Source organism: Bacillus sp. AFS040349, assembly GCF_002577655.1.
GTDB lineage: Bacteria > Bacillota > Bacilli > Bacillales > Bacillaceae > Metabacillus.
Map to the genome: position 1 here is coordinate 17582 of NZ_NUMC01000040.1, position 22514 is coordinate 40095.

The following is a 22514-nucleotide window of genomic DNA, read 5'->3' on the forward strand; positions in this document are numbered from 1 at the left end:
ACTAACACGAATAAATAGCTTAATACTTTAAAATAAGGTGCTAGTTAAATCTAGCACCTTATTTATTTTTATTTTTTCTTAGATTGCTCTTCCTGCTCAATAGCTTTATCTAATAATTTTTGCATTTTAGGTTGTGCTTCTTTTACGTATTCTTCAGCTGTTTTGTCACCATCAATTACAGGTTGGATATTTTTGAAGAACTCATCATACCATTCACCTGTGTAAGTGAAGTTCGTTGGAAGATCACGTCCATGCTCACCTATAATCTGTAAGAATTCCTCTTTGTTAGCTGGTTTAATTGATGTATCAGCAGCCCATGCTTCAGCTACATCAGTATTGTTAGGTAATTGCACTTGTTGATCCACTAGAGCTTGTTGACCTTCTTCATCAGCTGATAAATAAAGTGCAAGCTCTGCAGCAAGCTCTGGATTCTTCGTTTTTTCAGATACACCAATACCTAAAGAACCGATCCATGCTTTAGTTTCACCAGTTCCACCAACCGGCCATGGCGCTAAATCATATTCGAATTTTAAATCATTGTAAGCTGGCATATCCCAAGGACCAACTGGGAAGAAACCGATTTGTCCTTGCATCCATCTTTGGTACGTATCAAGTGTTTGAGCTTCAGCAATAGATGGTGTTACACCATGAACATTTTGCAAATCTGCAAAATATTGTAATGCTTCAATAAATTTAGGATCATCAACGGTTACCTTTGTATTTGTTTCATCTAACCAATCTGCTCCATTACTCCATACAAATGGTTGTAATGACCAGTTTACGTTAAGTCCAGTTCCCCATTGATCAAGTTTCCCATCACCATCTGTATCTTTTGTTAACTGCTTTGTAACTTCTACAAATTCTTCCATAGTGTATGGTTTGTCTGGATCAGGAAGTGGAATACCTGCTTCTTCAAACATTGTTTTGTTGTACCCGAAAGCGAATGGCCCTAAATCCTTTGGAACCCCATATAGAGCACCTTGTCCCATATTTTCTCCATCATAACGGTATTTGCTTATACCGGATTCCCATATTTTAGTTAAATCAACACCTTCAGCATTTTCTACTAAATCAGTAATATCCTTTAAAACACCTGAGTTTACATAAGCCTTTAAGTTACCGGGATTATAGAAGAAAACATCCGGAAGACTGTTACCAGCAATTGCTGCTTGTAATTTAGTATCATATTGGTCTGGTGCTGTTACAACAACTTTAACTTTTACTCCAGGATTTGCTTCTTCGAATTTTTTTACAACTGCTTTATAGGCTGTTTGTTCTTGTGGTTGACCACTAAACATAAATGTTAAGTTCTTCCCATCTTCTGCTTCTCCGCCTGAGCTGCTGCTACAAGCTCCTAAGACTCCTCCTACAACAACAATTAACATACTGACTAATAAGAATCTACTTAATCTCTTTTTGGATTTCTTAAACACTTTATATTCCCCCCAGATGCTATTTGATAGAAAAGGAGACTTACTTAACAATGGAGTACGATCTATTTTTGTAAGTTTTTCTATTTGTTATGTAAGCGCTTCTTTAATCTTATATTATTATACCTGTTCGTACATGTCAACAACTTTTTTTATATTTATTTAGTACATTTCTTATTTCGACAAAATATATGTACGTACGTGTGTACGGAAAGCTGTTTCACGACAAAAAAAAGACCAATAATTAAGTAATTTGGTCTTTTCCATATTAATATATCTATCTAAGGTTCTTTTATACATATTCATGTAGGCCTACATGTTCATTCCAAAACTTTAACATCGTGTAACGATCTCTTAATTTATGTGCTTTCCTTAAACTGTCTGAAACAAGTTCTGATGGTATACCAAGATCCGACGGAGTAACTGCCCCTTGTAATGACTTAATCATGCCAGCAATGTCACTAGATTTAGGTAACGCTTTTATTACTTGAATTAGCTCATGTTGCTGTTCAAGTACTGCTCCTGCTTGATTTGTCGATAGTTCTTTAAGTTTATCGTTCGAAGAAATTAGTTCCAACATCTGATTCTTATATAAATCTAATACTAACTGGGTAGAAACCCCTACTTTTGCTCCATGAAGAACTTGTGGTTTAGAATTCTTAATAAAGTTCATTTCCCAAAAATGCGAAAGATGATGTTCACCGCCTGACGCAGGTGATGAATGACCAACTAAAAGCATGGCTAAGCCCGATTGAATAAGCGATTCCATTAGAATTTTTAGACCGTCTTTTTCCGCTTGTATAATTTGGTCAATAGAATTCACGCATCCATTCAGAGCTTCTTGTGTTAATCGTGCAGACAAGGGACAGTATGGTTCATTTGCAACAAGATGTGAAAACTTCCAATCAGCTAACGAGGTATACTTTCCAATCATATCAGCAAAACCTGCTGCAATCATTTCTTTCGGTGCACCTTTAAGAATGGAAAGATCAGCAAATACAGCAAGAGGGGATTGCATTTGATACGTTAGTTTTACCCCCTTAATAATGACAGGGGCTCCCATTGAGTTAAAGCCATCAACAGAGGGGGCTGTTGGAACAGAAATAAAAGGTTTCCTCATTTTAAAGCTTGCGAATCTAACAATATCATGAATTGTGCCGGATCCAACAGCGATTACAACATCAACATCCTGAGGTATACCTAACATGGCTTCAATTAATGCTACTTCATCTGCAACTACATCTCCCTGAGCATTTGGCTGAAGAATCGATTTAGAGTTAGCAATGTTTGCTTCACATAGTAGATTTGAAATCGTTTTTCCAGCCACATCATCGGTATATACATCTGCAATAATCGCAACCGTTTTAAATTTTTTACTTTCTAAATATGGAACAACTTCCTGTAATGCTTGATCACTAATAACAATGTCATCAATTAAAATATCATAATGGTTATTTCCACATGAACATGCTTTTGATTGGTTCTTCAGTTCATTTAACGTAATCACTTTTGTTCCCCCTAACAGTTTATTACATCTTAATTTGGAATCACGCTTTTCAATTATATAATTATTTGTTTTCTCTCAACTGCTGGTTTAGATACTGTAGAAGTAGAATTCCGTATGACTAACTTAGGATCATAAACTTTTTGTTTATTTTTGAACGCCTCATTTTCCCGTTTTTCTACTGCATCAACAATCCATTTCGCGGCCTCAATTCCCATATCTGTCTTAGGATGTGTAACAGATGTTAACTTTGTCTCAGAAGCCTCTGCTAAGTATGAATTATCATATCCTACAATAGACATATGTTCAGGAACTTTCATTTTAAGATCTCTTAAAAGGTTCAATACCTGTAAAGCAACTTCATCATTGTAGCAGACAATTGCAGTCGGTCGGGTTGATGCCTCTTTCAAAAGAGTCATCATTTTAAAAATAAAACCCTTTTCCTCTGTTGTGTATGTTACAAACATATCCGGGAAAAATGGTATGTTGTTTTCTCGAAATGCACGAATAAATCCCTGCATACGATTTAACCCTTGTAAATCATCACTTTTAAACAAGCCTATAATTTTCTTATGTCCTTGTTTAATTAAGTGATCAGTGGCAATATAACCACCCTTTTCATCATCTAAAATAATGTTGGCAGGATTTAACTGTGGGTAAATTTGGTTAATCATAAGATATGGGATATTTTTTTGTTCCATTTCCAAATAATAATGTAGATTAGGATTGTAGCTACTGCTTCTTGTAGGTTCCACAATTAACCCATCTATATTATGATTAATCATTGTTTCAATGCATTGCTTTTCCTTTTCAGGATCATTGTCTGTACAAGCGAATGTTAACGAATAACCGCGTGTTGTTAAATAGGATTCAATTCCTTTGATAATAGAGGGGAAGATATAGTCAGAAATATACGTGGTGATTACACCAATTGTTTTACCAGCTGAATTGCTTTTCGATTGTGGCTGTCCCTGAATTAATTGGGTCGAGCAAAAAGTTCCTGCTCCTTGTTCTCTATACAACCAGCCGTCATGCACAAGATCACCAACAGCCTGTCGAACCGTATGCCTACTAACCTCAAACATTTTTACTAATTCGTTTTCTGAATAAATTTTCTCTCCAGGTAAAACCTTACCATTTACAATCCATTCTTTAATTTTTTCTTTCACCATGCTAACCTTTGTTTGCTGTGCCATTATGTCACCACTTTCAGCTTGTATGTCTCTAGTTAAAGTTATTCGTACAACTAATTTTATTATACAACATAAACGTACAAATTTGAAATGAAACAATAATTTATTCTTCTTTTGTATGGTTAATTGTATGGGTAGTTATAAAAAGGACTGGTATCTTTGACATTTGTAGCCAAAACCAGTCCTTTTCCATCAGATTATAATGGTTTATTAATCATTCTTACGCCATATATACCACCTGCTATTTTTCCTTCAGTTGAAACAAATCTCACTTCAATCTTTTCTTTTCCTTCTGTTAATGAAAAGGGGATAGGATATACAACAGCAAAAAGTTTATCAGACTTTTGACCTTTAAGTGTTTGTCGTACAAGTTCTTCCCCCTCTATCAATATATGAAAATCCCTTTCATAAGCTTTACCATCTAGATGTAAAACTCGATCTCCTCCAAAGTAAGTAACATGCAAGTACATCTCAATTTCAGGATCAACAGCTAATTCGTAGCTAAAATACCCATTATCACGACTATCTCGAAAGCCTCTATGAACAAGGTTTAAATAGCCTGAATGGGAGTTTACTGTTTTGATAGCATGATCCACTTCCGGCTGTTGTTCATTTGGTTGGACAGCATCTATTGTGATACTTTCTAGTTTCTCTGTTTCACTTTGTTCTTTGTTTAAAAACTCAACATATTTTTCGTTGTCCATTACATCCCAGTACAACGTATACCTCTGATGATGAAGAGCATAAAAAGGGATAAGTGTCATCTTAAGATTCCCTGGTTGTCCGATAGCCTCTGTTTCAAAACATAATGAGGAGCCTTCGAGTGGCTTGATCACTTTTGTTAAATCTTTTTCACTCGTTACTAGAGTTGGGACATCGATCAAGGGGTGATTATTAAGCTTTAAATGGTCATCTAGAATATCACTCATAGGGAACCTTTCTGTTCCTAGAGCTCCCGCAAGAACGATAGGACCGTACATAAAAGCTACCTTTGTTTCTTCATCTTTCGATTTGTATGAATGCAAATTCATTGGAATAAACAGTTCAATTACATCTCCATCATTCCAACAGCCGCTTACTTCAAGATATCCTTTATCCGCTCTAGCAATTGTTTGTTTACTATTGATAGCCGCAGTTAGCTCACCAGATATCCAATATGGTACACGAATTTGAAACGTCAACAACTCATCTTTTGCTTCTACGATCGTTAACTTTGATATAGGGGCTTCAGGAAATGTTGTTTCTTGTTTAATTGATATATTTTTTTCTACTAGATGTATTTCAGAGGCAATAAATAAGTTTACAAACAATTGATTTTCAGTCTGATGATAAATGCTTCTAGTATATCTTGCAGGATTTTCCATTCCAGTCCCAGTACAACACCAGAAAGAATCATCATGGGAACAATAAACTTTAAAATGACCTGGTTGAGTTGACACAAAGTAGGTTTTCATTCCTGTTTCTGGATCCTGTGATGCTAGAATATGGTTATATAACGCTCTTTCATAATAATCCATATATTTTGATTGATGAGTCCATTTATATAAATGCTCAGTAAGCTTCATCATATTATAGGTATTACATGTTTCGGTTGTTGTTATACCAAGCTCCTCAGAGTTTTCAATACCAAAATGTTCATTTTTGGAATTCCCACCTATTACATATGAGCGGTTTTCTGTGACTTGCTCCCAAAAGAATAACGAAGCATCTCGATAATATGCTTCTCCTGTGATTTCATATAGTTTTGCAGCACCAATTACTTTTGGAATTTGTGTATTTGCGTGTTTTCCTTCTAGTTCATCAATTCCTTTTGATAATGGATCTAGAATAGCTTTATGACAGAATCTAACGGCAAGATCAAGGTAATCTTTGTTACTAGTAATTAAATAAAGATCTGCCATTGCTTCATTCATTCCGCCATGCTCACAAATTAACATTCTTTGAAATTCTCCATCTGTTAAGTTATCTGTTCCTTGTTTGGCCCAATTTGCAAGTTTTAGCACAACTTCTAGTGCCTTCTGATTTTGACAAATGTTGTACGCATCGATAAGACCTGCATATATTTTGTGGATGCTGTACCACGGCACCCATGAATTCCCTAAGCTAAAATGCGATACTTCAAAATCCCCGCCTGCAAAGACTCGATCATAGCAATCTCTTGGGAAACCACTAACATATCCATAGGGATCCTGTGATTGAACATAGGCAAGTTCATCTACAGCGTAATCTAGTTTTTCTTTTAATTTTTCATCTCTAGTAACCGAATACATTGTTGCAGCAGCTGATAGCCAATGTCCAATCGAATGACCGCTAATCCCCATTGTTTCCCATCCACCATAGCGAGGTTTCTTGGGAGTTAATGAAGCGGCAACATAACAAGACGCAACAAGTCGATCTACATCTAAAGAAAGGAGGAACTCTTTTCCAATTCTTTCTGAATCTTTAAAAATACCATCTAAAAGCCTAACATTACTCATTAAACGTCACCTCTTTATACGTTTTTTAATAGAACTTTTCTGGTAACAAATAAAAAAACAATAACCTTAAATGAGACTAATACTCTATTTGTCTATTTTTAAAAGTATTGATGCATGAGGCGATAAATCATACCGAATCTCACTGTTAACGGATGCTAACTGCTTTTCACTCCATAAATCTCTTGGTTGAACTTCCTCCTTGGAAACTTGTAGTTCGCCAAGTGATACAGAAACAGTTTGTTTTCTATCAGATATATTAAAGAGTGCCACATAGATTTCGTTATTACCTTCTGCAGTCCATACAACTTTGTCATGTTTGCGATATACCTGTCGGGCACTATGACTTGTTCTATGCATCTTCAGTACTTCTTCATTTGTAAGTAGAGACAGTGTCCATTCATCGTTATCTCTTAATTCTCCACCAAACATCAGTGGAGAGCGAAAAATTGACCAAAGCGTCATCATCGTGATTTGCTCGTCTTTTGTAAATCTTGTAAATCGGTCACTTGCTCCACCATCCACAGAACGAATACCAATATGTCCTAGTGGCAACATGTCGGCGTCTGGCCAAAATCCTGGACCACTATTTTTACTCCATTTATAGCATCGATCAAACATGTTATAGAGAAGCTCCCAAAGGTCCCAAAAATCATCTGTCATTCTCCACATATTTGCATTTTCTTCTAATAAGCTTGCATGCTCTAATGGAGCGGGTCCAGGTGATAAACTTAACACCATTGGTCGCCCGCAACGATCGATCGCTTTTCTAATCATTTTTATCTCTTCAGTATGTGCTCCGTAGAGTTTCGAATCGGCAATATCATCTACCTTAACAAAATCCACTTCCCACTCAGCATAAAGCTTAAACAGGGAATCATAGTATTCTTGCGCACCTTCTTTTGTTTCGTCTATACCATACATGTCTGTATTCCATGGACAAATAGAGTTAGGCCTTGCAATCTCCCTTGCTGTTTTATTACTACCAAGTATTTTTGTATTTTGATGAACAGCTTGTCGAGGAATACCTCTCATAATGTGGATACCAAATTTCAAACCAAGATTGTGTATGTAATCTGCTAACGGTTTAAAGCCGTTCCCATTCTCAGCAGATGGAAACCGATTAACCGCCGGCACTAACCTTGAATATTCATCCATTTCTAACGGAACAAACGGACGATAAGCAGAAGAAACAGCTCCAGGCTCTGACCATTGAATGTCCACCACAACATACTCCCAGCCATGCTGAAGCAGATGCTTTGCCATGTAATCTGCGTTTCCTTTCACTTCATCTTCTCTTACTGTAGCACCGTAACAATCCCAACTATTCCAGCCCATTGGTGGCGTTAAAGCATATTGATGATGCTTCAATTTTCATCCTTCCTTTCTAAATTGGCTATTCTTTGTAAAGTCCTGATACCGAAGTTATACTTATATTTAATATTGTAAAAACTAAAAGGAGCAGACTATTAGTTTGTTATATTCTTTTTCCTTTTCCAAAAGATAAATAAGCCAATGCTCAAACCTAAAACTAACCCACCAAACAATACTAGATATAAAGAATTCATAGCAGAAACTGGTGAATTTTCATTGGCTAATTTGCTTCCCCAAATTGAAATCCCCTCAGATGATTGTGCAGTGAAAGTCATTATATAACTCTCTGATGCTTGCTCCCATTGACGAACAAATACTCCGTTATACGTTTTACCATCAAGATGCAATGCCACCTCATGCTCACCATCTAATTTCCATGTACCTTCAACTCCACCAGTAATCGTGCCATCCTTATTTAGACGAATAGAAACTGATTCTTTCATTTCTGAACTAATGTCTTTACCATGGTTAATAAAATGATAATCACCGTTAAGCTCTGATTTTTTTACTGTTTCTAACTCTTCCCCAGCATAGCGATAAGGGGAAACAACCGGCCAGCCTTGAGAATTCATATACATTTTGTGCACGCGCACCTCATGTTGTTCTCCTCTTTCTGGGAAACGAGTATGGAAAATTAGATATTGCTCCCCCTTTTTTTCATCATAATAAACAGAATTATGGCCTGGTGAAATATATCCAGTTCCAATTTCACCTTCTTTACTTTCAAATAAAAAGTTTCCCATTAACTTCACACCATAAGGCTCAATTGACGCATCATCAAATAATGGAAGTGATGGATCCGCTTTGGCATGAATCATGTCATTTCCTTCTGCATCCACATATGGTCCATCTGGGTTTTCTGACCTAACAACACGCATGTTATAGCCCCCAATTGCATCAAGGCCGCCAAATGATAAATACATATAATAATAGTCTGTTTCTTTGCTGTATTGAATATATGAAGCTTCTATTCTACTGTGATTTCCTCCAAGCAATTTCTTACCATAACCTTGATCTGGAAAAGGCTTACCCGTTTTTGGATCCATTTTTAGAATGAAAATTCCTCCTGAATAAGAGCCATATGTCATCCACAGCCTTCCATCCTTATCAAAAAATGTATCAGGATCAACTGTATTTGGATGGACTGTTGCATCGTAAATTGTGCCATCTTCACTTTCTTCGTCCCACATACCTGATTTAAGAATAATTCCTAAATCTTTATAAGGTCCTTCTACTGAATCAGCAACCGCCACTCCAAGTGCTGATCGTGGAGAATCTCCTTTACACGCATTGTAGTACATGTAGAACTTACCATCCTCAAGCTGAATAACATCCGCAGCCCACAATGTATCTGATTGTGACCATTCAAACGTTTCTTTCAATTCCTCCACTACGTTTTCAAATAAAGGATTTGCAGGATTAACTTCTGATGAGATTTGCTCCCATTTCATAAAGTCTTTTGTTTTTGCCGCAGCTAAATGAGATCCAAATATATAATAAGTGTCATCTACCCTTAATACAGAAGGATCATGTACAGAAACTTCTTCAAAAACAGGAATTTCGTTTGCCTGAACTTTATGATCTGAGGTAATGGCAGTTCCTGATATAACAAAACCAACTGCACAAAATAACACTAAAAATCTTTGATAAACAGACCTTTTCATTCTCCCCCTTCTCCTCTCCTCTTATAATGAAGTTTCATCATCTTGTATGAACATGCTTATCTTTCCACTTTTCGAAACAGGTTAACTATAGGATAGAAATTAGCTTAACAGCCTTTTATGTAAGCGCTTCTCAATATCATTTTAATCATATTATACATATACGTACATGTCAATCAATTTTGATAATTCGTATGTACAAGATAAACGATAAAGAAGCTTCAATCCTTATGTAAAGATTGAAGCTTCTTCTCATTAACTAAGTATACTTGCTGCCGGAAGAACTGAAGTGTCTATTTAATTATTTATTTTAGTTCCTGCCAATTCTCGATAATCAGTTCTGCTTGATTTTTTAAAGTTGATTTAGCATTTTCAGTAATATGATCTTTCTTCTTTCTATGATCTAGTTGTTTAATAAACTTTTCGATAAACTGAATACCTTTTTTGTAAGAGCCTTTCTCTGCATGATGTTGAGCTTGTTTTAACGAATTTTTTAATTGTGCTTCAACTGATCCATTTACTTCTCCGTTTTCAATAAAAAGATTCAGAGTGTGATTTAGCTCATTTAATTCACCTGGTAGCTTTATCTCTGGCACAGAAACATCTTCCCAGTTTGTATCCGAAGCGAAATAATAGCTTGTATAAGAAGGTTGATTATAACCAACATTTTGCCACGCGATTCCAGTCCGATATTGTGGGTCATGCATGAGCGTGTGAAGCTTGCGATCTGTCACCTCTGTACTTAAGTAAATTCGAATTAACTGGCTATCTTCTGTTCGGACAAGAAGTTCTTCTCTCCAATCCCCGAAAATATCTGCAACTAAAGATGGATTTCCTTTCGTGTAATTATTTGTTCTTGTTCCAGAAGCTGTTAGCACTGTTCCCTTTTGCCAATCGCCTATCGTTGGTGTATTTTCAATAGCTCCATTAATAATTTGAGTTGTCATATCAGCAGCCCACTTGATATTCATATTTGTTCCAGGGGCTTTTTCATTAATCTTTGTTCCATCTGCGGTCCATAGACCAACAGCCCAAGTTTCCAAACCTGGTTGCTCTGGATTAACATCTCCAACCATCCCTCGGCCGGTATCTTTACCAGTATAACCGCCATAAATAACTTCACCAGTTTTAGCATCTCTTAACGCATAGCCATACGGCGCATATCGTCCACCTTCATGAACCATAAAGATCTCTAGTCCATCTCGGTTTGGATCAATATCTGCAACATGTAGTGCATCACCGTGACCTAGGCCTGCTGTTACTCCTGGAGTTGCACTTTCTTCTGGCATGACATCACTAGAGCTATATAATAGTGAACCATCATGATCGATTGTAGATGAGCCATAGATAATTTCTTGTTTGCCATCTCCATCTACATCTGCTGTACTTAAAGAATGTGCACCTTGTGTTGTTAAGGTACCATACTCCTCACTCGTACCTAGACGTCCATGTGGTCCATCATTAAACGGATTTGTCATTGGTGTCCAACCACTATCAACATCCCATTCTTCTTTAAGGTGCTTTCCATCCCAAGTATATGAAACCATTGTTGCTCTTGTATAATAACCTCGTGAGAAAATAGCTGCTGGATTTTTCCCATCCAAATAAGCAACTCCCGCTAAAAAGCGATCAACCCGATTTCCAGGCTCGATGCGTGACATTGCGTAATCGCCCCACATAAGTCCATCATCATGGCGTTCATATTTGTAACGAATGGTTTCCATTTCATCTCCTGTTTCACCATTGAAAACACTTAAATATTCAGGACCTTTTACAATAAAACCTTCAAAGTCTCTTAAATCGTTACGAGAACTCCTACTAGGAGCGTATTCATCAATAAAATAGTCTGCTAAACTTTGAGCATCCTCTGTAGAAAGCGGATAATCATATTGCTTCTCAATTCCAAAGCATTCTTCCAACGTTATAGGCCAATTACCATTTACAACTTCTTCATGGTTATGCCAATTTTTAAACATCTCTACTACGTGATTATAATAGTCTTCACTACTCATTCTGTAATCATCTGAGTTGCTATAACCGGCTTTTTGATCTTCTTTTAACATTGTAATAAATTTCTCAGATTTTACTTTTCCATTTTTATCATACTTAATCACTTTCGTACCTGGAGCTGTTTTAAACATTAATTCAGACTTACCGTCTCCATCAAAATCGTAAACTAAAAACTGTGTGTAATGAGCTCCTGAACGAATGTTAACACCTAAATCGATACGATATAGCAAAGTCCCATCCATCGTATAACAATCTATATAGGTATTACCTGTATACCCCTTTTGTGAAACATCTTTTGAATTTGTTGGATCCCATTTCACAAAAAATTCGTATTGTCCGTCACCATCAACATCACCAACACTCATATCATTTGCCGTATAAGAATAGGATTCTCCACTAGGAGTAACTCCATCTGCTGGCTTTTGAAGTTTTAAATCAACATAGCCTTGGCTCCAAGGTGTTGCTTCTGCACTTTGATCAATTTCCTTTCCATCCTGAACAGCTTTTACATAATATTTAGAAGATGATAAACCGGCTTCGTCTACAAAATTCGTACTATCTTTTACTGTTGCTATTTTTTTCCCATCTCGGTAAACATTAAAGTTGACTCCAGTTAAACCGTTCTCCGAGTATCCGTCAACTTCAGTTCCTAAAAGGCGCCAGCTTAAAAAGATTCCTTGTGATGTATTTGCGGCAACCAGTCCTCTATCAAGGTACTCTAGTTGAACCCCGTTACTTTGAGAAACATGTTTATTTGCCTGTGAAGATGCAGCTGAGGCATCACTTTGTAATCCTGTTAAAAGGAGGGGTGTTGCCAGTGATAACGTTAATAGTTTATTTGTAATAGAACGTTTCCTCATTTTTCCATCACCTTTCGATAATTAATAGAATAAGTGTGTTGTAATTGAGGCAAGATGATTACGAATGAGTTAAGTATGAATATAATAGGATGTTAATCAGGTTTATTATTTGATATCATTACAACAAAACTTTTGCTCTGCGAATAACTCTCACTCAATTTTTAACGATAGTTGTTACACGAAATCAACTAACCAATTCGACAAAACCTACCTTACCTTCACACCTCCTCATTAGAAGTGAGTCCAATAATGTAACCCCTTACATTATTGGACTTACTAATCGTTAAATCTCTTACAGTGTAATGCAAATACTATAGAGAAAACATGTAAATAACAGGGTTAAACGTATAAAAAACAGTGATGATAACGATAAAAAACTATGATTTTTTTATAAGTGATTCGTATGTACCTAGTATTTTTTATAAGAGGTAAATATGTACTAGGTGCCTGCCACTTTCCGAAGTTTGTCAGATTTTGTTCTCTTACAAAAACAAAAAAGACGCTCACTCTCAAAAGAGGTGAAGCGCCTAATTTCGATCAATTATGATCTTTCTAACAGCTTACTACCTAATACTTCATCCATTAATTGCTTTGTCTTATTCGTTAGGAGCATAACCTTTTTTTCCTCAGGATTTGTTAGATATTCCTTTTCCCAGTTGTAAAATGATGGTCCATCGCCATACATCCTTATATTTCTTTGAACTGTTTCTAACGTATATAAAGTTAACATCACATTTGTTAAACAATCATTATCGTAAAATCCAACCCACTTCTCATTCATGGGCTCTTGCATGATGTTCATTGTTTCTTTTATTTCTTCTATCGCCTGATGAAGAAGTAAATAAGCCTCTCGATACTCTTTTTCTTGAAACATTTCAAATGCTCTAGAAAAATAGTAGAGTGCAAAGCAGCCATTTTTATGAATAAGCACTTGAATAAGGAACTGATCATTGATTCTTTTTTGTTCTATACAATCTGCCTCTTTTACTAGTTGGTTAACATTTTTAGTTAACGTGTCCCACTCAGAAAGTTTTGACTCTACCTTTTGCTTAAACCATTCAAATTGCTCTTTTATATCAATTTCTCCTGTGGCCCACCATAAATTTTTACCACTCTGTTTTCCGTGAGAAATAATCCATTGATGAGCAAGGTTACGAATTGTAAAATGATAAAATTGCTCCCCAGCCCGTTCATCATCAGCAAGTCCGTACTGAATAATAGCATCGAAATAGTCATTTATATTCCGACTCATTTCATCACTATAGGCAGGATAATATCTAGTAGCAAATTCGTCTAAAAATGCACCACTATCCACTCTACCTTTATTCCACATGCGGCTAACGAAATCGAGAAAATAGATATGAGGTCTAATATTCCCACAGTTCACAATTAAAAATTCACACATCTGAGAATCAAATACCTCACCTAACTCACTATTAACAAAAGCTGTAGTGTTAGGTAGCATCGTTAAATGGTTTGAAGCTTGCAGATCATAAAAGGTTACATGATAGTAAATGCCATGAGGACCTAGATCATTCTGTTCGGGAATAGAAGGGATTCTAGGATTATGATTTCCTTGTCTTCTAGACACCATTTTCCCATATCCGCTGTCAGCCCATATTTTTATCACTCCCGGCGGTAATTCTAGCAATCCTTTTTTGTATAATTCTGTTATCTCACCGTATAAATTCACACAGCAAATTGGATCCTTTTGATATTGAGCAATCAATTCGTATTGATCGCTCATAATCTTAGAAATGAGTGCTCCTCGCTTCTCGTCTGTATCAAACGTAGGATCATCAGCCCAGAAAGGACGATCACCCTGCCCTCTAAAGCCGATATTCCAGATGACCTTATCATTTTGCTGCTGGATAATTGCATCCTTCCATAATTCCTTAAATAAATCACCATTCTCACTATAAGAAGGATTTTTATCAGGATATACCCTAGAAAACATATGAGCTCCTAGGGGCTCTGCATGGTGATGTGTGATCCAAAGCCCCATCTTCCTGGCAATATCTTTATAGAGAGGATTTTGAATGTCAGTTCCGGGAATGACCATATTTCCTTTGCATCTTATCAATGCCTCAAAAGCCATTTCCCATACGTACGTGTTGGATTGTTGATATTTCCACGTTGAAATAAGGACTTCATCATTGATAAACCAGCCCCTGAATCTAACCTTTGCCACTTCTGATAAATACGGAACAGCTCTTATCTTAACGTTTGCTTTTGGTGAAGGTTCACAATCATTCCAAAACCAAAACTTATCAACACCAAGATATGCTTCACTTATATGAAGGATAGCATAGATTATTCCTAATTCATCTGCAGAAATGACGCTCATTTGTGTCAAGTCATCAGAAAACTGAATAGAGAACTGCTCTTCGTTTAGGTTGTCATGATTCTTTTCATTGAGTTTGAATAAAATGGTCGTTTGTTCCTCACCAGTTTCTGCTCGAAATACTTTGTTTTTATCTCGAGTCAACACATTTAAAAAACACTCAATACTTTCGAGTTTTGGACCATCATATTCAAAACAAGTTTCTTTACTGAATAAAAAGGATGTACCTTCAATCATAGACTGTTCCACTTTAAATAGCCCACCCTGGTAAATAATCCTTCGTGTTTTTTAGCATCTCATCAAACAGTTCCTCCGCTTCTTCGCGACTAACTGTTAGCAACGGCTCGTTCACAAATGTATTCAATGCCAGCTGTTTATCTTTTGTCAAAGCAGCCTGCAAAGTAGACTCTTGATTTAACACATGACGGTGAACCATATTGTGAATATCTAGCGGAAGCTTCCCTGCAAACACAGGTTGAACTGTGTTATTGCGGAATAATGCATTTGTTTCTACAATCGCCCCTATAGGTAACCCTTCAATTTGGCCTTTATTAGGATAATTTACGTTCGTGACAACTTCTTCAACTCCTAACAATGCTAAAATAATCTTAACCCCTTCTTCTCCTGAAGAATATATCTCAAACTTCTGATTCCCTTCAGCTAACTCCTCATTCTCACTGATTCTCTTTATTAAATTCTCCTTACGAAAATCAACGGATGTTAGATGAAACTTCCAGGAAGAAACTGTTTCTGGATCTTTTAAATAAATAGGTGGCATAAATTCAGCTAAATGACGATCACCAGCAGCTGCTATAACCCCATATTTTTTAAACAAATCAAATTTCACTCTCTGGCATGATGAAAAAACACTGTTCTTCCAGCTTCCTTCTTCTTTTTCAAAGCCCGTTTCAGCATACTTTTCTGCAAACTGCTGATAATATGGTATTAAGTCAATATTTTGATAGCTTGCTTGATTCACCCATGTAAAATGATTGATTCCAAGAACATTTACTTTAATGTCTGAACGCTGCGCTACCTCTTCGTTTAAAAATTCTTTTACTACCTCCGCTAAAAGATTTTGGGTTTCAAATACTTCATGACAGCAACCAAATGCTTTAATTTCAGGAAACACCTCGTAAAGTGTACGAGTACAAAGTGACATTGGGTTCGTATAATTAATTACCCATGCATCTTTCGCATGTTGCTTAATAGAATTTGCTATTTCAACGTACATTGGTATTGTTCGAAGTGCCCTGACGAATCCACCAGGTCCGACTGTATCGCCAACAGATTGATAAACACCATATTTTTCAGGGGTATGAACATCAGATGCCATCTCCTCAAAAGAACCAGGTAAAATTGATATAATAACAAAATCACTTTCAGACAGTGCTTCTTCCATGGTCGAAACAGCTTCATATTTCCAATTACTCTTTGCTTCTTCAAGCTGTGAAATTTGATTTCCTATTTTTGCGTTTTGAACAGCTGCATCATAATTTAGATCATAAAGACTCACAGTGCCTGATATTCTACTTTCTAATGCTAGATCATTCATCAAACTTCGTGCCCAGCTCTTTGAACCTCCACCGATATAAGCAATTTTAAGTGAATGTAGATTTGTCATATTTCCCTTATCCCCTTTGCATATATTTGTTGTTAAAATTGAATCACTTTGTGTTCATATGGACCTATGACGCATTTCCCCTTAGAAACTATTCTTCCTGTTATTGCATCTTTTCCAGCGGTTGGAAGGGTAACAGCTCCTCCCTTGCCATCCATATTAACAATTACCCAAATGACTTCATCCATTTTCCCCGCTCTTGGTGCGACAATTGTTCCTTCTGAAACATCTGTTTTCACTAAAACACTAGCTTCTTCCGCATAATGAGTTAAACATTTCTTCAGTAAAATATCTCCTTCATCACCAATTGGTAATGAACCAAGCATCACTATTTTCCCTTTACCACGCTTGCGTTCAGTGATAAAAGCATGACCTTCTGAGATTCCGTCTTGTATTCTACCTACTATTTCTGCTTTTTTCGGTTCAAAAACTGAGCTCCATATGCTTAAAGGAGCTACCAATCCCATAAAATCTCCTTTAGACTCTGTCCCATCCATTGGATACGTATATAATGTTTCAACACCTGCTTGCTCCTCTAATGGACCTAATGCTGCATTAGTATGAATTGTGTGGTGAGCTGTTCTTCCCCCTGTAAGAGGACCAACAATCCAAATCCCTCCATTTTCAACAAATGTGGTTGCTTTATTTAAATAGTCTTCTGATAGGTAATGGATGAAAGGGGTGAATAATAACTTATAACCCCTCAAACTAGCATTCTCAGGTATAAGATCTCGATGAAAGCCTGCTGACAGTATTTTTTCGTAAAAATCAATTACAAGTGACCGATAATCTAAACCAGCATGTGGCTCTGTTTTTAAGAAGGCCTTCGCCACATCTGAATAAGTTATGGCTACTTCTGCTTGTAAAGGTGTAGAAGCTAATATAATAGATTGGATATCCTTCCTAACTGCTTCAACCTCTTTTACATTTTCAAACCCAACAGTTGGTTTTCCCCATGCACTGATTACCGATCCATGTGGTTGTTCACAGCCAGTTCGCTGTTGTCTCCAAAGCCAATAGCAAAATGCTTCTCCTCCTAAAGCATAAGCTGCAACTGCTTCAGCCTTTAAATAACCATTTTGATGCGGAGCTGCGTGACTCTCAAGTGATGCACTGTGTGAAGGGCTTGTTTCCATAATCCAATAATCTCGACCGGATTTAAAATTTCTCCATAAATCACAATTAAATAGATATGAATGAAAATTTTTCCTCTCTGCATACGTATCAAACGATGCAAAATCGAGGTTTTCATATAATCTCTCATTATTAACATGAAAAAATGTCGTACTGTTATGGGTAATAGGTGCTTGTGAATATTTTCGGATAATGGTCGCTTGTTCATCAGAAAATTCTGCTATTTTTTCATATGAAAAGAGCTGATACATCGTTTTCAGAGATGAGTTATGAAGAAACGGTGTTGCAATAGGTTGAGGAACTTGATCAAATCGATGATAATATTGACTCCAAATATGAGTACCCCATGCATCATTCAGATTATCAATTGTTCCATACCGCTCTTCCAACCATTGATGCCACAATTCTCTGCAAGTTTCACACATACACTCACTAACATGGCATTTAAATTCATTATCAAGCTGCCATGCGATTAACCCAGGAAGATGGCTAACTGCCTTTGCAATTTCCTCAGTAATAATTGCAGCTTTTTCACGGAAGTGAGCATTATTAGTACAGATATGCTGACGTGATCCATGTCCCATCACACGACCATTTCCATCAACAAACATCCGCTCTGGATGATTGTGAGTTAACCAGATAGGTGGTGTCGGAGTTGGGGTACACATCACAGTCTCAATTCCATGCTCATTAAGCTTCTCTATGACATTCACAAAAAAATCAAGCTCAATCTTTCCCTCTTCCTTTTCCATCGAAGACCAAGCAAACTCACCCATTCTAACAACGTTAATCCCTGCTTCAACCATCAGCTTTACATCTTCTTCAATTGTTTCTTCATTCCATAATTCAGGATAATACGCTGCACCATGATATAATTTTTTTCTCATTCTACCGAACTCCTACTATAAGAATTTTTTCTTCTTACTTAGACTGGTGTGATCTATTTCTTCTTAATTCATCATCTCTAAAAAGGAAAAACCACGAAAACGTGGTTTAAAATTATTGTTTTAAATGAGAAACAACAGGCAATTGAAGCTCCTTTATGCCTTCTATAACCAACTTCCCAATTTCTAGTGCTCCGACTTCGCTAAAATGGGTGTTATCTTCAATCCCGTTTGGATAATTATGATGAACATTTGGTAGCAAAATAGTGAATAATCTTTTAGAATCCTCTATCCCAAAACGTTCGTATAATTCTTTTGTTTTTGCCCACATATCGATTAAAGGTACATCTAACCTTGCTGCTAATTGCCTCATTGCCTCGGGATATTCTCCTAATGTATTCTCAATTTTTCCGTCTTCGGTAAATGTACGTCGTTGGACAGAAGTTAGTAAAATAGGAATCGCTTTCTTCTCCCGAGCCCCAAGAATATATTGAGCTAAATGCTCTTGATAAGAGGTATATGGTTCTGTTCCATATGACTTTTGATCGTTATGACCAAATTGAATAAATAAATAGTCATTTGGTTTCATTTGCTCCAAAATAGCTTGAAGTCTACCTTCTTCTATAAAACTATTAGAGCTTCTTCCTCCCATTGCTTCGTTTTGAATTCTAATATTGTCTATAAAGAAGGTATGAAATAATTGTCCCCAGCCAGCCATTGGTGCCTCTGCCTCAGGACAATTAGCAGCAGTGGAATCTCCTGCTATATAAATCGTTTGTTTATCAACAGTCACTTTTTCAACCCTCCTCCCTGACATTTCATTTCATTAGCAATATACCTTTTTATTACTTTTTACTAATTCTGCTAAAAAGACGAGTGTTAACCCTTGGCCCCAACCTTGAATACGCTTATATGGTACATTTTTATATCCTTCTGCATCATTCATAACGGCTGTTCCAGCTGAAACCTTTGAGACCTTTCCATCTTCTTCAATTTCGTTGACAATACCCTCGATCGATTTTTGAATATACTTATTATAAAGACTTCCTCTAGTAAGAAGTGCCGCTGCAATGGCTGATGAACCCGAAATTTCATAGTACGACGAAGGATCATCAACGATTGTACGCCATAACCCGTTTTCAGCTTGAAGTCTCACTAACGCACTTAATTGATCTCGTAACGAGCAGTCAATAATCATGTAAGAAGGATCTTGAACATCAACTAACTCTAATGCTTTCGCCATCGTTAAAGCTGCCCACCCATTACCACGAGCCCAATAGATTGATGACATATGATTTTTTGCAATATTGTCCCAGCCATGATAATAAAGATTTGTAAGAGAATCTTGCAGAAAATCTTCATGACCATGATATTGTTTTAATCCATCTCTAAAGTAATCTTCTCGGTCTAGCAATCGACCAACTCTTAGTAGAAATAAACCTGCCATCATCATCGTATCCACCCAAGCCTGTTCTGGAAAAACATGCTTTACTGAATTTACTGTATGTTGAAAGATTCCATCAGCAAAACGTGGCGCATCATGTTGAAGGTACTCTGCCATTTCTTTTATAACAGTTAAATATTTTTCATCTTCTGTTACATTGTACAAAGTAATAAGACAATGACCGATCGACACTCCATTTATAGAAAGTTTAGGCAAACCATCTTCAAGCCATTCATCAACCCAATTTTTTAATAGATCAATATATTCTTGTTTTTCTGTTGCTTCATAGGCTGCTGCTACACCATAAAAAGCAACACCTCCGGGCCAATCCCAGCTAAAATCCATTTCAAATGTACGTTTGACAACTCTATCTAGTAATTCAGTTATTTCAGCTTCCTCAAATTGTAGTTTTGGCATGTAAAACCCCTCCGTTGACTATTGATTATTTTGTAGAATTTCGTTAGCTTGCTTTCTAAATTTCTTTGCTCCTTCTTCAGGTGTTATCTTCCTAAATAAAATCTCATCAGAAATATCTTTCAACACCTTCATTACCTGTGAGCTTCCTACTGGATCTGGTGGGTAAAATTCATCTGTCATTGATTTTGCTTTCTCTACATAGTTTAGAATCTTCATTTCCCCTTCAGTAAGAACTGGTTTAATGGCTTCAGATACTTTTGATGAAACCGGCACTCCTCGTTCACCCTTCATTAACTTATTGGCTTCTACATTAGAAACGAAATAATGAATAAATTTTGCTGCTTCTTCTTTATGCTTTGAACTTTTTGGAACAGAAAATAGCATACTTGGTTTTAAGAATAATGCCTTATTTTCAAGATGTTCAGGTGGCAAGTGAAGCGTTAACGGTGCATTTGTTAACGGATCAAAGCTAGCATATTGATTGGAGTAATTCCAGGTGATTGCTGTACTTCCTGTTACGATAAAATCTGTTTCCATCGTTCTTCCCGCAGCGACCACCTCATCCGGGGTAGGAAATGCACCTTCATCAATTAACCTTAGTTGTCTATAAAAATAATCAATAAACAATTGATCATCAGAATAAGCAAGCGCTGTTCCTTCATTATTATAGAATTGCTCTCCTTTTGTTCTTAAATAATATGGAAAGAAAATATCTGGTGGATGCATCCCATTAGATCCATAAACTCCTGCTGTTTTCTTTATATCCACTGCAATCTGCTCCATATCATCCCAAGTCCAACTATCTTCATCAATCGTGACGCCTGCTATATTCATTAATATGTCATTAGAAATAACAGATAAAACATTGATCCCTATTGTAAATCCGAATAATTTGTCACCTATCTTACCGCTGTTTACTATGCTTTTATCAATGGAAGAAACGTCAATGATCCCCTTTTCGACATATGGAGATAAATCTTCTAGTAAGCCTTTCTCACCATATTGAGACAAAAAAGCCATATCCATCTGAAGCACATCTGGAAGTTGATTCCCCGCGGCCATCGGCTCTAAATTATTCCAATAGTCATCCCAGTTTGCAAACTCCGGTTCAATATTAATGTTTGGATGTTCAGCTTCAAACATTTCAATAATTTTAGTTGTATATTCATGTCTTGGCTGACCTCCCCACCATGCTACTTTAATCGTAATATCCTCTTCCTCCATTACATCTCTTTGCGATTGCTCCTCTGAGTTGCAAGAAGTGAGGGTAAACATCACTATAAGGGTCAGGGTAAAAAACAAATACTTTTTCATAAAGACCACCTTTTTTGTAAGTGTTTACACAAAATAGTTTAATAGGTTTTCTATCTACTTTTAATGTAATTTCTAGAGAAGAATGTTTAAAAATCAGAGTAATATGAAGAAAACCTATTATAATTGTAAGCATTTACATTAAGTAGGTCTACTTGAAAAAGAACCAATTATTCCTGATTGATTAATTCCTGCCTCTTTCCATTTTGTACTATGCGCTCTTGTTGCTTATCATTGATTTTCTGAAAAGCATTCATTGCAGGCCTTGTTATTAGAAGAGCTACTAAATTTCCACTGCATATTAGAAGTAATGGTGGAGCAAAAGAAAGCAAGATCATCAAGCCTGCTCCACACACTAGCATCATTAAAGTTGATAATGGATTCATGATCATAACAAAAAACGAGTTTTTTAGAACCTGCAGGACCTTCATTTCATAATGCACATACATTGGAAAAACATATAGCAACATGCATACAAATAAAATAGAAAGAATTAAAAAAGGAACGGATAATAGCTGTTGTATGAATGAAGAAGCCTGTTTCAGATAATACACATCAATTATTAGCACAATACCTATCAATGTAAGAATCATTCCAAGAATATTACTTTTTATAAACTCTTTTTTATACGCCTTCCAAAATGTTGAAGAGATAGAAAAGTTCATTTCTCGTAATGACCACCTTCTCACAACCGAAAACATAGCAGCTGTCGCAGGAAAAAAACCAAAAATTCCTAATCCAAGGATAGAAAAGAAGATCCATAAAATATTTAATAGCGCCAATCTTGAAATCCATTCCAACACATTATGAACACCACCTAAAAATCCATGAGTCTCCATTCTAATCCGCTCCA

General features: G+C 36.4%; 14 protein-coding genes. All 14 read right to left on the reverse strand.

The genetic code is table 11. From position 1 onward, the window contains the following. Positions 1-68: 68 nt before the first annotated feature. The 14 genes from COD11_RS09715 to COD11_RS09780 all read right to left on the reverse strand — a co-directional run bounded on the left by COD11_RS09715 (position 69) and on the right by COD11_RS09780 (position 22500). Complete coding sequence (locus tag COD11_RS09715; protein ID WP_098796632.1) at positions 69-1385, reverse strand: ABC transporter substrate-binding protein; 1317 nt, start codon at positions 1383-1385, stop codon at positions 69-71. Between the two features lie 337 nt (positions 1386-1722). Continuing rightward, complete coding sequence (locus COD11_RS09720) at positions 1723-2937, reverse strand: sn-glycerol-1-phosphate dehydrogenase (protein ID WP_098796561.1); 1215 nt, start codon at positions 2935-2937, stop codon at positions 1723-1725. 53 nt (positions 2938-2990) lie between these two features. Then, entirely contained in the window at positions 2991-4130 is a 1140-nt protein-coding gene (locus COD11_RS09725; protein WP_098796562.1) for a GntR family transcriptional regulator, read from the reverse strand. Positions 4131-4324: 194 nt separating this feature from the next. Beyond that, positions 4325-6604: a glycoside hydrolase family 127 protein gene (locus COD11_RS09730; RefSeq protein ID WP_098796563.1), complete on the reverse strand. Its 2280-nt coding sequence runs from the start codon at positions 6602-6604 to the stop codon at positions 4325-4327. 84 nt (positions 6605-6688) lie between these two features. Continuing rightward, entirely contained in the window at positions 6689-7972 is a 1284-nt protein-coding gene (locus tag COD11_RS09735) for a glycoside hydrolase family 27 protein (RefSeq protein ID WP_098796564.1), read from the reverse strand. Between the two features lie 98 nt (positions 7973-8070). Next, entirely contained in the window at positions 8071-9639 is a 1569-nt protein-coding gene (gene abnB, locus COD11_RS09740; protein ID WP_098796565.1) for an arabinan endo-1,5-alpha-L-arabinosidase AbnB, read from the reverse strand. A 302-nt stretch (positions 9640-9941) separates the two neighbouring features. Then, on the reverse strand, positions 9942-12506 hold the full coding sequence (locus tag COD11_RS09745) for a rhamnogalacturonan lyase (RefSeq protein ID WP_098796566.1): 2565 nt from the start codon (positions 12504-12506) through the stop codon (positions 9942-9944). A 541-nt stretch (positions 12507-13047) separates the two neighbouring features. Beyond that, positions 13048-15099 (reverse strand): glycosyl hydrolase 115 family protein, encoded by a 2052-nt coding sequence (locus COD11_RS09750; protein ID WP_098796567.1) that lies wholly within the window; start codon positions 15097-15099, stop codon positions 13048-13050. A gap of 1 nt (position 15100) precedes the next feature. Then, a complete protein-coding gene (locus COD11_RS09755; protein ID WP_098796568.1) occupies positions 15101-16474 on the reverse strand; it encodes a family 4 glycosyl hydrolase in 1374 nt (457 codons plus the stop codon). A 32-nt stretch (positions 16475-16506) separates the two neighbouring features. After that, entirely contained in the window at positions 16507-18492 is a 1986-nt protein-coding gene (locus COD11_RS09760) for a beta-galactosidase (protein ID WP_098796569.1), read from the reverse strand. Positions 18493-18604: 112 nt separating this feature from the next. Continuing rightward, positions 18605-19282, reverse strand: a complete 678-nt coding sequence (locus COD11_RS09765; protein WP_483296284.1) for a rhamnogalacturonan acetylesterase — start codon at positions 19280-19282, stop codon at positions 18605-18607. Positions 19283-19315: 33 nt separating this feature from the next. Continuing rightward, positions 19316-20350 (reverse strand): glycoside hydrolase family 88/105 protein, encoded by a 1035-nt coding sequence (locus COD11_RS09770; RefSeq protein WP_098796571.1) that lies wholly within the window; start codon positions 20348-20350, stop codon positions 19316-19318. Positions 20351-20368: 18 nt separating this feature from the next. Then, entirely contained in the window at positions 20369-21664 is a 1296-nt protein-coding gene (locus COD11_RS09775) for an ABC transporter substrate-binding protein (protein ID WP_098796572.1), read from the reverse strand. A gap of 167 nt (positions 21665-21831) precedes the next feature. Further along, complete coding sequence (locus tag COD11_RS09780; RefSeq protein WP_176551034.1) at positions 21832-22500, reverse strand: YesL family protein; 669 nt, start codon at positions 22498-22500, stop codon at positions 21832-21834. Positions 22501-22514: the final 14 nt, after the last annotated feature.

What these genes read in the sequence shown, in the direction of transcription:
- COD11_RS09715 (WP_098796632.1), bottom strand. Translation starts at nt 1,385, where the DNA reads ATGTTAATTGTTGTTGTAGGAGGAGTCTTAGGAGCTTGTAGCAGCAGC.
- COD11_RS09725 (WP_098796562.1), bottom strand. Translation starts at nt 4,130, where the DNA reads ATGGCACAGCAAACAAAGGTTAGCATGGTGAAAGAAAAAATTAAAGAA.
- COD11_RS09730 (WP_098796563.1), bottom strand. Translation starts at nt 6,604, where the DNA reads ATGAGTAATGTTAGGCTTTTAGATGGTATTTTTAAAGATTCAGAAAGA.
- abnB (WP_098796565.1), bottom strand. Translation starts at nt 9,639, where the DNA reads ATGAAAAGGTCTGTTTATCAAAGATTTTTAGTGTTATTTTGTGCAGTT.
- COD11_RS09745 (WP_098796566.1), bottom strand. Translation starts at nt 12,506, where the DNA reads ATGAGGAAACGTTCTATTACAAATAAACTATTAACGTTATCACTGGCA.
- COD11_RS09755 (WP_098796568.1), bottom strand. Translation starts at nt 16,474, where the DNA reads ATGACAAATCTACATTCACTTAAAATTGCTTATATCGGTGGAGGTTCA.
- COD11_RS09760 (WP_098796569.1), bottom strand. Translation starts at nt 18,492, where the DNA reads ATGAGAAAAAAATTATATCATGGTGCAGCGTATTATCCTGAATTATGG.
- COD11_RS09770 (WP_098796571.1), bottom strand. Translation starts at nt 20,350, where the DNA reads ATGCCAAAACTACAATTTGAGGAAGCTGAAATAACTGAATTACTAGAT.
- COD11_RS09775 (WP_098796572.1), bottom strand. Translation starts at nt 21,664, where the DNA reads ATGAAAAAGTATTTGTTTTTTACCCTGACCCTTATAGTGATGTTTACC.
- COD11_RS09780 (WP_176551034.1), bottom strand. Translation starts at nt 22,500, where the DNA reads ATGGAGACTCATGGATTTTTAGGTGGTGTTCATAATGTGTTGGAATGG.